Source organism: Pseudomonas nitroreducens (assembly GCF_024170165.1).
In the GTDB taxonomy this organism is placed as follows: domain Bacteria; phylum Pseudomonadota; class Gammaproteobacteria; order Pseudomonadales; family Pseudomonadaceae; genus Pseudomonas; species Pseudomonas nitroreducens_C.
Genome location: NZ_JALJXP010000010.1, coordinates 22,011 through 35,853, shown reverse-complemented (window position 1 = coordinate 35,853; position 13,843 = coordinate 22,011). Strand labels below are relative to the sequence as shown.

14 protein-coding genes are annotated in these 13,843 nt (G+C 67.4%); 8 read left to right on the top strand and 6 right to left on the bottom strand.

Features of this window, described 5'->3' with window-relative positions; translation table 11 throughout:
* Positions 1-203 precede the first annotated feature (203 nt).
* Together J2T47_RS19630 and J2T47_RS19625 are read left to right on the top strand one after the other, a co-directional pair.
* The gene (locus tag J2T47_RS19630) at positions 204-1,793 is read left to right on the top strand and encodes a mechanosensitive ion channel family protein (protein ID WP_253450462.1); all 1,590 of its coding nucleotides are present in this window, start codon (positions 204-206) and stop codon (positions 1,791-1,793) included.
* Between the two features lie 96 nt (positions 1,794-1,889).
* Entirely contained in the window at positions 1,890-2,678 is a 789-nt protein-coding gene (locus J2T47_RS19625; RefSeq protein WP_253450459.1) for an SDR family NAD(P)-dependent oxidoreductase, read from the top strand.
* 1 nt (position 2,679) lies between these two features.
* Here the strand turns inward: J2T47_RS19625 and J2T47_RS19620 are convergent, their stop codons facing one another.
* Both J2T47_RS19620 and J2T47_RS19615 read right to left on the bottom strand, forming a co-directional pair.
* The gene (locus J2T47_RS19620; protein ID WP_253450456.1) at positions 2,680-2,970 is read right to left on the bottom strand and encodes a putative quinol monooxygenase; all 291 of its coding nucleotides are present in this window, start codon (positions 2,968-2,970) and stop codon (positions 2,680-2,682) included.
* Between the two features lie 335 nt (positions 2,971-3,305).
* A complete protein-coding gene (locus J2T47_RS19615; protein ID WP_253450453.1) occupies positions 3,306-4,736 on the bottom strand; it encodes a PLP-dependent aminotransferase family protein in 1,431 nt (476 codons plus the stop codon).
* 149 nt (positions 4,737-4,885) lie between these two features.
* Between J2T47_RS19615 and J2T47_RS19610 the strand changes: the two genes are divergently transcribed.
* Positions 4,886-5,326, top strand: a complete 441-nt coding sequence (locus J2T47_RS19610) for a carboxymuconolactone decarboxylase family protein (protein ID WP_253450450.1) — start codon at positions 4,886-4,888, stop codon at positions 5,324-5,326.
* 211 nt (positions 5,327-5,537) lie between these two features.
* Here the strand turns inward: J2T47_RS19610 and J2T47_RS19605 are convergent, their stop codons facing one another.
* Together J2T47_RS19605 and J2T47_RS19600 are read right to left on the bottom strand one after the other, a co-directional pair.
* The gene (locus tag J2T47_RS19605) at positions 5,538-6,698 is read right to left on the bottom strand and encodes a YbfB/YjiJ family MFS transporter (protein WP_253450447.1); all 1,161 of its coding nucleotides are present in this window, start codon (positions 6,696-6,698) and stop codon (positions 5,538-5,540) included.
* Positions 6,695-7,567, bottom strand: coding sequence for a LysR substrate-binding domain-containing protein (locus tag J2T47_RS19600; RefSeq protein WP_253450444.1), 873 nt, complete (start codon positions 7,565-7,567; stop codon positions 6,695-6,697). Before J2T47_RS19600 ends, J2T47_RS19605 begins: the two co-directional genes overlap by 4 nt.
* Positions 7,568-7,680: 113 nt before the next feature.
* On the opposite strand from J2T47_RS19600, the gene J2T47_RS19595 reads away from it, so the two are divergent.
* Positions 7,681-8,739, top strand: coding sequence for an NAD(P)H-dependent flavin oxidoreductase (locus tag J2T47_RS19595; RefSeq protein WP_253450441.1), 1,059 nt, complete (start codon positions 7,681-7,683; stop codon positions 8,737-8,739).
* Positions 8,740-8,794: 55 nt separating this feature from the next.
* Here the strand turns inward: J2T47_RS19595 and J2T47_RS19590 are convergent, their stop codons facing one another.
* Complete coding sequence (locus J2T47_RS19590; protein WP_253450438.1) at positions 8,795-9,688, bottom strand: DMT family transporter; 894 nt, start codon at positions 9,686-9,688, stop codon at positions 8,795-8,797.
* Between the two features lie 277 nt (positions 9,689-9,965).
* Between J2T47_RS19590 and J2T47_RS19585 the strand changes: the two genes are divergently transcribed.
* Positions 9,966-10,763, top strand: coding sequence for an AraC family transcriptional regulator (locus J2T47_RS19585; RefSeq protein WP_253450435.1), 798 nt, complete (start codon positions 9,966-9,968; stop codon positions 10,761-10,763).
* 149 nt (positions 10,764-10,912) lie between these two features.
* On the opposite strand, the gene J2T47_RS19580 is transcribed toward J2T47_RS19585, so the two are convergent.
* A complete protein-coding gene (locus J2T47_RS19580) occupies positions 10,913-11,449 on the bottom strand; it encodes an RNA polymerase factor sigma-70 (protein WP_253450432.1) in 537 nt (178 codons plus the stop codon).
* 346 nt (positions 11,450-11,795) lie between these two features.
* On the opposite strand from J2T47_RS19580, the gene J2T47_RS19575 reads away from it, so the two are divergent.
* Genes J2T47_RS19575 through J2T47_RS19565 form a run of 3 tightly spaced genes read left to right on the top strand, consistent with a single transcriptional unit; the run spans position 11,796 to position 13,733 of the window.
* On the top strand, positions 11,796-12,005 hold the full coding sequence (locus J2T47_RS19575) for an MbtH family protein (RefSeq protein WP_253450429.1): 210 nt from the start codon (positions 11,796-11,798) through the stop codon (positions 12,003-12,005).
* A gap of 3 nt (positions 12,006-12,008) precedes the next feature.
* Entirely contained in the window at positions 12,009-12,731 is a 723-nt protein-coding gene (locus J2T47_RS19570) for a thioesterase II family protein (RefSeq protein ID WP_253450425.1), read from the top strand.
* Between the two features lie 21 nt (positions 12,732-12,752).
* Entirely contained in the window at positions 12,753-13,733 is a 981-nt protein-coding gene (locus tag J2T47_RS19565) for a TauD/TfdA family dioxygenase (RefSeq protein ID WP_253450422.1), read from the top strand.
* The last annotated feature ends 110 nt before the right edge of the window (positions 13,734-13,843 follow it).

Here is a 13,843-nt window from a genome sequence, read left to right as displayed (position 1 = left end):
CAGGAAATTCGTGTGCGGGAGGAACGAGAACCCCATTGCAGAATGCACGGGATAAATCTGACAGACCGGCGGCCAGTCGGACTTTGGCTACGCTTGAGCGAACAGTCCGAAATTACCGTGGTTGCAGGGCTCAGGCGCACTGGGGGAAGGGAATGAAGAATGCGGTCGTTGGGCTCTATCGAGGCCTGATGCTGGTGTTACTGATGACCTGGTCTTTCGCCGCTGGCGCTGTGGACCCCGCCGCCGACCCGGCGGCCCACGCCAACGAGGAATTGCCGGTCGAGCTGAAGATCGAGAACCGCAGCGTCATGGTCTTCCGCGGCACGCTGCTGGGCGAGTCGCCGACCATGCGCGCGCGCCGGGCCAATGCGGCCATCGAGGATGCGCTGCAGGGCGGTGATTCGCTCAAGGTCAGCATCGACCCGATCCAGAACAGCTACCTGGTGCTGCTGGGTTACAGCCGCGCCTTCATCGTCTCGCCGCAGGACGTCGACCAGCCCGGCACCTCGGTGCGCGAGGCGGCGGAAAAAGCCGCCGCCAACCTGCGTCTGGTGGTGGCCGAGAACGGCGAGGCGCGCAACCTGCACTTCCTGCTCAGGGCCGCCGGCTTCGCCGCGCTGGCCACCGTGCTCTACGCGCTGCTGCTGCGCGGGGTCGGCTACCTGCGGCGCAAGTCGCTGGGCATCCTGCCGGGCTTGATGCAGCGCCACACCCATCTGCTGCGCCTGGGCCGCACTCCGGTGTTCGATACCCAGTACCTCTACTACCTGCTGGGGCGCCTGATCTGGGTGGTCTACTGGCTGTTGGTGGCGCTGCTGAGCTACCAGTGGCTGAGCTTCGTGCTGTCGCAGTTCCCCTACACGCGGCCCTGGGGCGAGAGCCTCAACGTCCATCTGCTGAACCTCGCCCATTATCTGGTCAACGGTATCCTCGACGCGTTGCCGGGGCTGGTCGTGGCGCTGTGCATCCTGCTCATCGCGCGGGCCTTCAGCGGCTTCAGCCGCAGCCTGCTGCAGCGCCTGGCGCGGCCGGGAAACCTGCGCTGGCTGACCTCCGAGACCCTGCAGCCGACCACCCGGCTGACCTCGCTGGCGATCTGGCTGTTCGCCATTGTCATGGCCTACCCGTACCTGCCCGGTTCCGGCACCGAAGCGTTCAAGGGGCTGTCGGTGCTGGTGGGCCTGATGATCTCCCTCGGCGCATCCAGTGTCATCGGCCAGGCGGCGTCCGGCCTGATCCTCACCTATTCGCGCACCCTGCGTGCCGGCGAGTTCGTGCGCATCGGCGACCACGAGGGCACGGTGACCGAGGTCGGCATGTTCAACACCACCATCCGCACCGGCCTGGGCGAAGTACTGACGCTGCCCAACTCGATGATCACCGGCTCCGTGACCAAGAACTACTCGCGCATCGTGCAGGGGCCCGGCTACGTGGTGGATACCGTGGTCACCATCGGCTACGACACGCCCTGGCGGCAGGTGGAGGCGATGCTCATCGAGGCCGCGCGGCGCACCGATGGCATCCTGCAGACCCCCGTGCCGCAGGTGTTCCAGACCGCGCTGTCGGACTTCTATCCCGAGTACCGCCTGGTGGCCCAGGCGATTCCCAGCGAGCCCCGCCCGCGCGCCCAGTTGCTGAGCATGCTGCACGCCAACATCCAGGACGTGTTCAACGAGTACGGCGTGCAGATCATGTCGCCGCACTATCTGGGCGACCCGCAGGAACCCAAGTGGGTACCCCGGGAGCAGTGGCACGCGGCACCGGCCAAGCCCGAAGACCCGGCCGGGAACTGAGGCAGCCGGTTCCGGCGATTCATCTATGCTCATCGGTCCACGGTCCCGCACCGTCGCGTCGGGACCCACCACCGTGTCATCGCCGGAGACGCATCCATGAACCTGCACCTGTCAGACAAGCTCGCCCTGGTCAGCGGCTCCACCAAGGGCATCGGTTTCGCCATCGCCCAGGGCCTGGCCCGCGAAGGGGCGAGGGTGATCCTCAATGGCCGCAGCCAGGCCTCGGTGGACGATGCCCTGGCGCGCATTCGCGACGGGCAGGCCGACGCCAAGGTGGAGGGTTTCGCCGGTGATCTCTCCGATCCACAGCAAATCGCCGCGCTGGTGAAACGCTACCCAGCAGTGGATGTGCTGGTGAACAACCTCGGCATCTTCGATCCCAAGCCCTTCGAGGAGATCCCGGACGAGGAGTGGGTACGGTTCCTCGACGTCAACCTGCTGTCCGGCGTGCGCCTGTCGCGCGCGTACCTGCCGGGCATGAAGCAGAAGAACTGGGGGCGGGTGGTGTTCATCAGCAGCGAGAGCGCCATCCAGATTCCCCTGGAAATGATCCACTACGGCGTCACCAAGACCGCTCAGCTCGGCCTCTCCCGCGGGCTGGCGGAAAGCTGCGCGGGCACCGGGGTGACGGTGAACTCGGTGCTGCCGGGGCCGACCGCCTCCGAGGGGGTGGGCGACTTCGTCGACAAGCTCTCCGGCGGGCAGCCGTTCGAGGAATTCGAGGCGGAGTTCTTCCGTACCGCGCGGCCGGGGTCGCTGCTCCAGCGTTTCGCGCGACCGGAAGAGATTGCCAACCTGGTGATCTATGTCTGTTCGGAGCTGTCTTCGGCCACCAATGGCGCAGCGCTGCGGGTGGACGGCGGGTTGGTGCGGACGGCGTTCTGAGTCACTCGGCGCTGCGGCTTTCGAACTCCAGCCCCAGCGCCAGGTCGCCGCAGCTGAGCTGGGCGAGCCATTGTTGCGCTGTCGGGCCGGCCAGGTGCGCCTCCAGCTCGGCCTGGCTGGCCCAGCGGGTGAGCACCTGCCAGCGGTCGGCGGCCAATTCCTGCAACTCGCTGCCCTGACAGCCGGGTTGCTGGCGGACCTGGGTGACCAATCGAGTGAGATGCTCGCCCAGCGCGGCAGCCTGGCCGGGGAATGCCTGGACGCGAACGATGGCGATGGCGGACGGGGACATGGCGAGGCTCCTTTGTGCTGAGTGGCCATTGGGCGCTGGCACCAGTGTCCGGTAAAGGCCGGAACCGGCTTTCAAAACCGATGCTGAAAGGTTACGGGCGCAGCGCCCCCGGCTGAACCGCCAATTCCCGGGAAAACCGCCGGGCCAATCCTGCGGTGGGTGCTATCCATGGGGCGCTGGCGCGCCAGGGGTAAGGTTTGGCAGGGGGACAAACGTGTAGGAGCGGGCCATGCCCGCGAACCGCGGACGTAGTCCGCGCATCCCGGTACGCATCGACACCGTGAGCCCTGCTCACGGATCGCGGGCATGGCCCGCTCCTACAGGGGGGACGAGGCTCAGGCCAGCTGCTGCAACAGGTCGCGAACCTTGTCCAGCGCCGGGTCGATGTCCAGCGTGTCGATGGCGCCGAAGCCCAGCAGCAGGCCGTCGCGCACCGGCACCTGGTGGTGGAAGGGCGCCAGTCCGTAGAGGCCGACCTCGACCTTGCGCGCCAGCTCGCAGAGCAGCGCCACGTTGACCGGCTGGCGCAGCAAGGCGGTGAGGTGGAAGCCGGCCACCGAAGGCACCGCCTCCAGCCAGGGCGACAGGTCGCCCGCCAGCCGCGCGAGGATGCGCTCGCGGCGCCCGGCATAGATGCCGTGACAGCGGCGGATGTGCTTGAGCAGGTAGCCCTCGCTGATGAACTTGGCCAGCGCCCACTGCGGCAGCGTCGAACTGTGCCAGTCGGAAATCTGCCGCGCCCGCTGCAGCGCCGGGAACAGGCCGGGCGGCGGGATCAGGTAACCCAGGCGCAACTCCGGCAGCAGCACCTTGGAGAAGGTGCCGATGTAGGCCACCACACCGTGGCGGTCGAGGCTCTGCAATGCATCGGTGGGCCGGCCTTCGTAGCGGAATTCGCTGTCGTAGTCGTCCTCGATCACCAGCGCGCCCAGTTCCAGCGCCCGCGCCAGCAGCGCCTCGCGGCGTGCCGGGCTCATCGGCATGCCCAGCGGGAACTGGTGCGAGGGCGTGGTGTAGATCATTCGCGTACCGTCGGGGATCAGGTCCACGCGGATGCCCTCGGCGTCCACCGGCACGCTGGCCACCTCGGCGCCGAGGGTCTGGAAGATCAGCCGCGCCGGGGTGTAGCCGGGGTCTTCCATGGCGACCCTGTCACCGGGGCGGAGCATGACGCGGGCGAGCAGGTCCAGCGCCTGCTGCGCGCCGTTGCAGACCATCACGTCGTCCAGCTGGCAGTTCACTCCACGGGCATAGGAGATGTGCCGGGCGATGCCGTCGCGCAACGGGGCGATGCCTTCGGGAGCGCTGTAGTGCCCGCGCAGGCCGGTCATCTGGCGCATGGCATGGTTCACGCAGCGGCGCCATTCCTCCTGGGGGAACTGCAGTTGGGTGGTGGCGCCGCCGATGAAGTCGGCCTTGGCTGTGCCTGCGCCGGGGTGGCGCAGGCGTGTGTCGAGGTTGGCCCAGCGCTCGATGTTTTCCTGGCTGGCGAAGCGCACGCTTTCCTGGCGCCGGTCATGACGCGGCAGGTGGGTGTTGACGAAGGTGCCGCTGCCGATCTTGCCCACCAGCACGCCTTCGTAGGTGAGCTGGGCGTAGGTGTCGGAGATGGTCTTGCGCGAGATGCCCAGCTGTTCGGCCAGTAGGCGGCTGGGTGGCAGGCGGGTACCGGCGGCGAGACGGCCGGAGTCGATGGCTTCGCGCAGCTGGCGATAGAGTTGCCCGGCGAGATCCTTCTGGCCGTGGATGATCAGGTGCAGCTCCAAGGGCGAACTCCGCAGCTTCTGGGCAGTGGCGCAAGCGTAGCGCCGGCGTGGGGCGCGGTGAAGTTGCGCGGTCGAAATTCCGTGGATTGGTCACCTGTGGCCGGCACGGCTCGGCGCACAATGGCCCGGTCAATTCCTGGAGTACCGTCATGGAGCCGCGTCTGGATTACTACACCGCCTCGCCGGAAGCGCTGAAGGCGGTACTGGCGCTGGAAGCCGCGATCTTCGAGTTGTCCCTCGAGAAAGCGCTGCTGGAACTGGTGCGCCTGCGCGTGTCGCAGGTGAACAACTGCGCCTTCTGCGCCGACATGCATGCGATGGAAGCGCGCCGCAACGGCGAGACCGAGCGGCGCCTGTTTGCCGTCAGCGTGTGGCGCGAGTCGCCTTTCTTCACCGAGCGCGAACGGGCGGCACTGGCCTGGTGCGAGTCGGTGACGCTGCTGTCCGAATCGAAAGTGCCGCTGGAGGTATTCCAGCAGGCCCGCGAGCAGTTCAGCGAACGCGAACTGGTGGACCTCACCGTGGCCATCGGCGCGATCAACGTGTGGAATCGATTGGGCGTGTCTTTCCGTCAGCAGCCGCCGGCGTGATGCTCTTTAGGAAGCAATCCCGCGCTTGAGACTTCAACGCTCCGGATTGCCCTCTCCCTAACCCTCTCCCTGAAGGGAGAGGGGACTGTCCGCAGCATTCAGATAGTACCGAGCTTGCCGGCTGATCCTGACTTGTCACCGAGCACCGTACGGCTCCCTCTCCCTTCGGAGCGGGGCGCGCCGCCAGGGCGGGGGGAGAGGGCGCTGGTGCTCACACGGAGTTTTCAATGTAGGTGCGAGTTCGGCGCAGAGGGAGGCAGCACAGCGCCCCAATCAGCAACGCGCTGGCCGCCGCTCCCAGGGCCGGGATGAAGCTCCCGGTCAGCCCGCGCAGGGCGCTGGCGGCCAGCGGACCGACGATCTGGCCGACGCCGTACAGCGCAGTCATCGCCGCGAGCATGTTGAAGCGCACCTGCGCGGCCACTGCGCGAGCTGCCGGCATGGCGATGGTCACGGTGCCCATGAAGCTGCCGCCCACCAGCACCGCGCTGCCCAGATAAAGGAAGGCGGAGTCGCCCAGTGCCGGCAGCATCACGCCCACCGCCTGCACCAGCAGGTTCAGCGACAGTGCCCGCCGGCCGCCCAGTCTCAGGTGCAGGCGGTGCCAGAGGAAGCACGATGGCGCAGCGCCGAGGCCGAAGGCGGCCCAGACCTGCAATGGGTCGATGGCGCCCAGGCCACTCTTCATCAGCAACGGCAGGTAGGTGGCGGTGATGATGTAGCCGAAGCCGGCCAGCCCGTAGACCAGCAGAATGATCGGCGCGGACAGCTCCGGCGCCGGCCCCGCGCCGTTCGCAGCTTGCGGCTGCGTGGTCGGGGCCGCGCGACCCAGCCCAGGCGCAGCCAGCAGCGACAGCACCAGCCCGGCCAGTGCCAGCACACACCAGATCGCCGCGCTGCCCAGGCCGAAGGCGTTGCCGGCAGCGATCAGTTCCGCCGAGACCAGAATGCCGATCCCCACGCCAGCGAACATCGTCGGCGCGCCGTGGCTTTCGCCCATGCTCTGCAACAGCCATTGCGCGGCACTGACCAGGGCCATGGCGCTGAGCACCCCGGCCAGCAGGCGCACGCCGATGGCGAACCAGACCGGCGCCGGAATCGCCATGGCGGCAAGGGTGGCCAGCGTGCCGATCAGCGCCATCAAGCAGATACGCGCGGCATGCCGTTCGTGGCTGCGCGCCAGCAGCAGCGCGCCCAGCAGGTATCCGGCGTAGTTGGCCGAGGCCGCCAGGGAACCGCCGGTGACGCTGAGCACGCCGTCCCGCACCATCAGCGGGTAGAGCCCAGTGAAGGCGAAGCGGCCGAAGCCCATGCCCACGGCGAGGATCAGCGCCGCCGATAGCGCGGCGGGCAGGCGACGAGTGTGGCTCATGGGCGTGCCTCCAGGGTTTCCCGCCAGCGCTGGAAGGCGCCGGTGGCGTAGCCGTCGCGCCAGATCAGCAGGGTGTCCACTTCCATCAGCGGCACCACCTGCAGATCGGGCCTGTCCCGCTGCAGTTCCAGCACCGAGCGCGGCAGCACGCCAATGCAGGAGCCTGCGTTCACGCAGGCGAGGATGCCGTGGTACGAGCCGACTTCCTGCACCGCCAGCGGCTCGCCCTTCAGCCAGTTCTCCGCCAACTGGCGGTAGGTGCAGCCGCGGGTAAAGCCGACCAGGGTGCGGATCTGCACGTCCTCGGGCTTGCGCACCGGCGGATGGTTGCCAGGCAGCACCAGCAGCAGTTCTTCGCGGAATACCGGCTCGGCGCGAAGGCCGCGCTCCAGCAGCGATTCGAAGCCGGGCCCGGCGTGGAGGATGTCCGGGTGGGAGATCAATGCGCAGTCCAGCCGGCGCTCCAGCACCTCATTGATCAGCTTCTGGCTATGCCCCGTGCTGACGTGCAGCTCCACTTCGGGATAAGCGCGGTGAAAGCGCGCGAGGATTTCCGGCAGACGGCTGGCCGCGGCGGCTTCCATGCTGCCCAGGCGCAGGCTGCCGGTGGCGCTGTTCGGGTGCAGCGACTGTCGCGCCTCGCTGGCCAGGGCCAGCAATTGCTCGGCGTAACGGAGGAATTCGCGGCCCTGGTCGGTCAGCGTCATGCGCTTGCCGTCACGCAGGAACAGCGCCGCGCCGAGGTCTTCCTCGAGCTGGCGAATGCGCGTGGTGACGTTCGATTGGACGCGTTGCAGGCGAGCGGCAGCACGGGTGACGCTCTGTTCCTCGGCCACGCAACGGAAGATTTCCAGGCTGGAGAGATCCATGATTGATCTTCATTAGAGAACAAGTTGCCGTTAATATTCTCTTTGTGAGATTGTTGGTCAAGTGCCAATCAGCCAGTCGGCCCTATCGCCGGCCCGCCCCCGAGGACCCCGTCATGCCCATCACCGAACTGCTCGGCATCCAGCACCCCATCATCCAGGCGCCCATGGTCGGCGTGTCCACCCCGGCGCTGGCCGCGGCGGTGTCCAATGCCGGCGGCCTGGGTTCCATCGGCCTGGGGGCGAGCAATGCGGCCCAGGCTCGCGCGCTGCTGGAGCAGACCCGCGCGTTGACCGACAAGCCGCTCAACCTCAACCTGTTCTGCCACCGCCCGGCGGTGGCGGACCCGGCCCGCGAGGCCGCGTGGCTGGAGCATCTGCGCCCGCTGTTCGCCGAGTTCGAGGCGCAGCCGCCAGCGCAGATCACCGAGATCTACCGCAGCTTCCTGGCTGACCCCGAGATGCTGGAGTTCCTCATTCAAGCGCGCCCGGCCGTGGTCAGCTTCCACTTCGGCCTGCCGCCGCAGGAGTGGATCGACCGTCTGAAGGCCGCCGGCATCCGCCTGCTGGCCACCGCCACTTGCCTGGCGGAAGGCCGCGCCATCGAGGCGGCGGGCATCGACGCCATCGTCGCGCAAGGCTATGAGGCTGGCGGCCACCGCGGCGTGTTCGAGCCTGAGACGGATGCGCGCATCGGCACCTTTGCGCTGGTTCGCACGCTGGTGCAGGGCACCGGCCTGCCGGTCATCGCGGCGGGCGGGATCATGGACGGGCAGGGCATGCGCGCAGTGTTCGAACTGGGCGCGCAGGCGGTGCAGATGGGCACGGCGTTCATCTCCGCTGACGAGTCCTCGGCCAACGCCGCGTTCAAGGCGGCGCTGCGAGGCGAGCGTGGCGAGCGCACCGAGGTGACGGCAGCGATTTCCGGCCGTGCCGCGCGGGGCATGGTCAACCGGCTGTTCACCGACGTCGGCAGCGCAAGAGCGCCGGCGCTGCCGGACTACCCGATCACCTACGACGCCGCCAAGGCGCTCACCGCTGCAGCGACCGCCAAGGGCAACACCGACTTCGCCGTGCAATGGGCCGGGCAGGGCGCGCCGCTGTCGCGGGAGATGCCGGCGGCGCAGCTGGTGGAAACACTGATGCAGGAGTTTGGCACCGGCACAAACCTGTAGGAGCGCCCCATGGGCGCGATCGCGGGCATGGCCCGCTCCTGCAGGTGCGAATGAGTCAGCGCGCGCTGACGGCGGCGGCCGGCTTCTCCCGCGGCCGCCACAGCTCGGCGAGCAGCACCCCGGCCAGGGTCAGCGCGCCGCCCACCAGGTGGTAGCTGGTCAGCTGCTCGCCCAGCACCACGGCGGCGATGGCGGCGGTCAGCACCGGCAGCAGGTTGAAGAACAGCGACATGCGGCTCGGCCCCATGCGCTGCACGCCCTGCATCCATGCCAGCGCGCCGACGATGGATGCCAGCAGTCCCGCATACAGCACCAGCGGCAGGTTGGCGGCGTTCAGGCCATGGTGCGGCGAGGCGAGGTACAGCGGCGCCAACGCAACGATCGCCACCAGCACCTGCAGGTACAGCATCAGCAGCGGCGGCAGGGGCAGGTTCCACTTCTTCAGCAGCACGCCGTAAATGCCATAGGCAAGGGTGGCGACGATCATCATGCCGTCGCCCAGGTTCACGCCGTGGCTGATCAGTTGCTGCGGGTTGCCCTGGGTAATCACCAGCAGCACGCCGCCCAGCGAGACCAGTGCACCCAGCACGGCAGCGACGCTCAGCTTGTGGCGCAGCAGCACCGACGCCAGGCCGAGGGACATCAGCGGCATCAGCGAGAGGATGATGCCCATGTTGGTCGCCGAGGTGAGCGCGGCGGCGTAGTAGGCCAGGCATTGGTAGACAGCCATGCCGAGCAGGCCGAGGGTGATGATCCTGCCCAGGTTGGCGCGGATCACCGGCCAGTGGGCGAGGGTCGCGCGCAGCAGGAAGGGCGTCAGCAGCGCGCCGGCCAGCAGCCAGCGGTAGAAGCCGATCTCCGCCGGTGCGATCTGCCCCACGGCGAGCTTGTTGACGACGGTATTGCCGGACCAGATGACCACGGCCAGCAGGGGGAACAGGTAGTTCATGGGGCTTTCGAATTCCGGTGAGGCTTTGGAGTTGGAGCTTTTCCCTCTCCCTAACCCTCTCCCTGAAGGGAGAGGGGACTGTCTGGAGTTGCCGGAAAATCCAGTGTTAGCCGGCTGACTCCGCTATTGCGCTGGCCGCCGAACGGCTCCCTCTCCCTTCGGAGCGGGGCGCGCAGCCAGGGCTGGGGAGAGGGTGCTCCACAGGTGGCACCCATTTTCACCCCGTCCGAAACCAGACGTATAATGAAAACCGGACAATCCACCCCGGCTTTCGGACATGACCCGCATCCTGCCGCTCCCGCTGCCCGACATCGACCAGTTGCCCGCCGAGCTGTACTTCCGCTACGACGAGTTCGACGCCGGCACCCATTCGCCCAGCCATCGCCATGCCTGGGGCCAGCTCAACTACGCGTCCCACGGGGTAATGGAGCTGGAAGTGGACGGCCAGCGCTTCCTCTCGCCGCCGCAGTACGCCGTGTGGGTGCCGCCGGGGCGCGAGCACAGTTGCTACAACCGCCAGGCGATCATCTACCGCTCGCTCTACGTGTCCGCCGAAGTGGCGCGCAAGCTGCCGCAGAACCCCTGCACCCTGGCCATCAGCGACATTCTCAAGGCGATCCTCTCCGACTTCGCCGCGCGGCGGGTGAACATCCCGCAGAGCGCCGCCGACCAGCGCCTGGCCGAAGTGGTGATCGACCAGCTGCAGGCCGCGCAGCCCCACGACGACTACCTGCCGTACGCCAGTGGCGGCGCGCTCGGCGAAGTGCTGGCCGCGCTGCAGGCCGAGCCCGGCGACAACCGCACCCTCGCGCAATGGGCCGAGCGCGTGCACAGCACCGAGCGCACCCTGGCGCGGGCCTGTCAGCGGGAACTGGGGATGTCTTTTGGCGAATGGCGCCAGCGCCTGCGGTTTCTTGCCGCCATCGAGGCACTGGCATCGGGGGAAGGGGTGCAGCAGATCGCCTTCAACCTGGGCTACAGCAGCCCTTCGGCGTTCATCGCGATGTTCCGGCGGCTGTCGGGCACCACGCCGGAGCAGTATCGCTCGACCTTCCGCGCCCTGGCGGAAGGCTGAGACGCGGAGCCTGTTCAGAATCTCGCCGAGCGCAGTCCGGGCTAGGCGGAATCAGGTAAAAAAAGCGGAGTTTAGCTGCTCTAAATGAGCATTTTTTTATCGGATTCCAACGCCGCCCGGACCAGCGCAGGCAGATTATGGACAGGCTCTCACGGCTTGCCGTCTTCCAGCCCCTTCAGGGTCTTGCGGCAGTGGATCAGCGCGTCGCGCACCATGAAGTTCACCAGGGTCGGGGACACGCCCAGTTCCTCGGCGATCTCCTTCTGCGTGCGGCCGTGCAGGCGGTACATCTCGAAAGCGTAGCGGGTGCGCTCGGGCAGGCTCTGCAATGCGCTGGAAATAGCCTCCAGGGTCTGCCGGTCCTCGTGCTCGATCTCCGGTGACGCGGACGGCGTCGCGATGTGCATGCCTTCTTCCTCGCTACCCGAGTAGCGCTTCTCCAGCGCCTGGCGGCGATAGAGGTCGATGGCCAGGTTGCGCACCACGCGCATCAGATAGCCGCTCTGCGACTGGATGCCGGGAGTGAGGTCGCTCGCATTGAGCTTGATATAGGCATCATGGACCACGTCTTCGGCATGGCTGCGGCAGCCGAGGATGCGTGCGGCCGCATTGATGAAGGTCTGCCGGTGGGTAGCGAACAGCTCGTGGAGAGCAGGGCGCGACTCGGCGGGCATTGGCTTGGACATGCAAGGTTTCCTATGCGGCGGCGGAGGCGGGGACGTCCACATGGGTTGAGGCGGCCAATCTAGATCAAATGATAATTATTATCAATTTATTCGAGAGACTCGGACTATCGCTCTGCGACAGGGTTCCCACACAAGTGTGAAGATTTTTCATTCGCATCCATTCGTCAGATCTCTCCGCACATTGGTGAAGGGCAAGCCAGGAAATTTCGCCGGCGCATATCTTATGAGAATTAATCGCATCCGAGAACACTAACTATTTCATCGTCTCCCTCGTCTTCATGGCAGAGCTGGAAAACATCGGTAATGGCCGGTGGCCGGCATCCCATACAGCGGAAGGAGAAGGGCGATGGCGTTCGATCGCGAAGACGCGGTTTACAAGGTGCTGGTCAACGGTGAAGAGCAGTACTCGCTGTGGCCGCAGTACAAGGAAGTCCCGGCCGGCTGGCGTGAAGCGGGCAAGCAGGGGAGCAAGGTCGAGTGCCTGGCCTTCGTCGAAGCCAACTGGACGGACATGCGCCCGCTCAGCCTGCGGCAGAAGATGGCCGAGGGGCAGTAACCCATGCTGCGTCTGTTCTGCCTGCCTTACTCCGGCGCCAGCGCCATGCTCTACGCGTGCTGGAAGCGCCAGCTGCCGGGCTGGATCGAAGTCTGCCCGGTGGAGCTGCCCGGCCGTGGCCGGCGCTTCGCCGAAAGCCTGCAGACCGACCTGCGCGCCCTGGCCAGCCAGCTGGCCGATGAAATCGCTGCGCGCCTGGACCTGCCCTACGCCCTCTTCGGCCACAGCCTCGGCGGCCTGCTGGCCTTCGAGCTGGCCCACGCCCTGCGTGAGCGCGGCCTGCCGATGCCGCAGGCGCTGTTCGCCTCGGCAGCCTCCGCGCCGGCGCGGCGCGACAGCCATCGCGAGCTGGCGGAGGAGCAGAGCGATGCCCAGTTGATCGACCGCATGCGCCGCCTCCGCGGCACCTCCGAAGCCGTGTTCGCCGACGAGGAAATGCTGCGCCTGACCCTGCCGGTGATGCGCGCCGACTTCCTCCTCTGCGGCCTCTACGACTACCACCGCCGCGCGCCGCTGGCCTGCCCGATCCACGTGTTCGGCGGCAAGGCCGACCGGCTTTCGGTGGAGTCCCTGTCCGCGTGGCAGGACGAGACCAGCGCCGGCTTCTCCCTGGAGATGCTCGACGGCGGCCACTTCTTCCTCAATGCCGGCGAAGCGCGCCTGCTCGAGCTGCTGCTCGGCCACCTGCGCCGGCCCGGCCAGTCGACCAGCGCAGCGCTGGCCTGATCGATTCAAGCGGAGACCCAGATGCCCAGCTCCACTCTGTTCGACATTGCTCCCCTGGCCGAAGCGCGCGGTGGTCTGCCGCTGCTGGTGCAGGCCCGCGGCGACGGCATCGACCTGCTCGACGCCCTGGCCGAGCTGCGCCCTCTGGTGGATGAACGCCTGCCGGTGTGCGCCGGCATCCTCTTCCGTGGCTTCCAGGTCGGTGCGCCGGAGCGCTTCCGCGAGTTCGCCGCCGGCTTCGGCCATCCGCTGCTCAACTACGAGTTCGGCTCCACCCCGCGCAGTAACGTCACCAGCGGCGTCTACACCTCCACCGAATACCCGCCGCACCAGCACATCCCGCTGCACAACGAGCAGGCCTACACCCGCGAGTGGCCGATGAAGATCTGGTTCTACTGCGTGCAGGCCGCGCAGAGCGGCGGCGAGACGCCGATTGCCGACAGCCGCGAGATCTACCGTCGGGTCGACGAAGGCATCCGCCGGCGCTTCAGCGAACGCGGGCTGATGTACACCCGCAACTTCGGCAACGGCCTCGATGTGGCCTGGGAGCAGGTGTTCAACAGCGACGATCCGGCCGTGGTCGAGGCCTACTGCAAGGCTCACAACATTGGCTGGGAATGGAAGGAAGACGGCGAGCTGCGCACCCGCCAGGTCTGCCAGGCCGTGGCGCAGCACCCGGTCACCCGCGACTGGGTCTGGTTCAACCAGGCGCACCTGTTCCACGTCTCCAACCTGCCGCCGGAAGTGCGCGAAAGCCTGCTGGAAATCGTCGACGAGGAAGACCTGCCGCGCAACGTCTACTACGGCAACGGCAGCCCCATCGAGCCCTCGGTGCTCGACGAAGTCCGCGGCGTGCTGGAGGAGGCCAAGGTGAGCTTCCCCTGGTACAGCGGCGACGTCCTGATGCTCGACAACATGCTCGCTGCCCACGCGCGCTCGCCGTTCAGCGGGCCGCGCAAGGTGGTGGTGGCGATGGCGCAAGGGCATGGCGCTGACGCCTGAGGCCGGCACGGATAGCCCCCTCTCCCTTCAGGGAGAGGGCGGGGGGAGAGGGCAACACCCAGCGCCGGAGCGGCCGGGAACACCCTCTCCCTAACCCTCTCCCTGAAGAG

Coding starts and splice junctions, on each gene's coding strand:
- J2T47_RS19630 (WP_253450462.1), top strand. CDS start 204: ATGACCTGGTCTTTCGCCGCTGGCGCTGTGGACCCCGCCGCCGACCCG.
- J2T47_RS19625 (WP_253450459.1), top strand. CDS start 1,890: ATGAACCTGCACCTGTCAGACAAGCTCGCCCTGGTCAGCGGCTCCACC.
- J2T47_RS19620 (WP_253450456.1), bottom strand. CDS start 2,970: ATGTCCCCGTCCGCCATCGCCATCGTTCGCGTCCAGGCATTCCCCGGC.
- J2T47_RS19610 (WP_253450450.1), top strand. CDS start 4,886: ATGGAGCCGCGTCTGGATTACTACACCGCCTCGCCGGAAGCGCTGAAG.
- J2T47_RS19605 (WP_253450447.1), bottom strand. CDS start 6,698: ATGAGCCACACTCGTCGCCTGCCCGCCGCGCTATCGGCGGCGCTGATC.
- J2T47_RS19600 (WP_253450444.1), bottom strand. CDS start 7,567: ATGGATCTCTCCAGCCTGGAAATCTTCCGTTGCGTGGCCGAGGAACAG.
- J2T47_RS19595 (WP_253450441.1), top strand. CDS start 7,681: ATGCCCATCACCGAACTGCTCGGCATCCAGCACCCCATCATCCAGGCG.
- J2T47_RS19590 (WP_253450438.1), bottom strand. CDS start 9,688: ATGAACTACCTGTTCCCCCTGCTGGCCGTGGTCATCTGGTCCGGCAAT.
- J2T47_RS19585 (WP_253450435.1), top strand. CDS start 9,966: ATGACCCGCATCCTGCCGCTCCCGCTGCCCGACATCGACCAGTTGCCC.
- J2T47_RS19580 (WP_253450432.1), bottom strand. CDS start 11,449: ATGTCCAAGCCAATGCCCGCCGAGTCGCGCCCTGCTCTCCACGAGCTG.
- J2T47_RS19575 (WP_253450429.1), top strand. CDS start 11,796: ATGGCGTTCGATCGCGAAGACGCGGTTTACAAGGTGCTGGTCAACGGT.
- J2T47_RS19570 (WP_253450425.1), top strand. CDS start 12,009: ATGCTGCGTCTGTTCTGCCTGCCTTACTCCGGCGCCAGCGCCATGCTC.
- J2T47_RS19565 (WP_253450422.1), top strand. CDS start 12,753: ATGCCCAGCTCCACTCTGTTCGACATTGCTCCCCTGGCCGAAGCGCGC.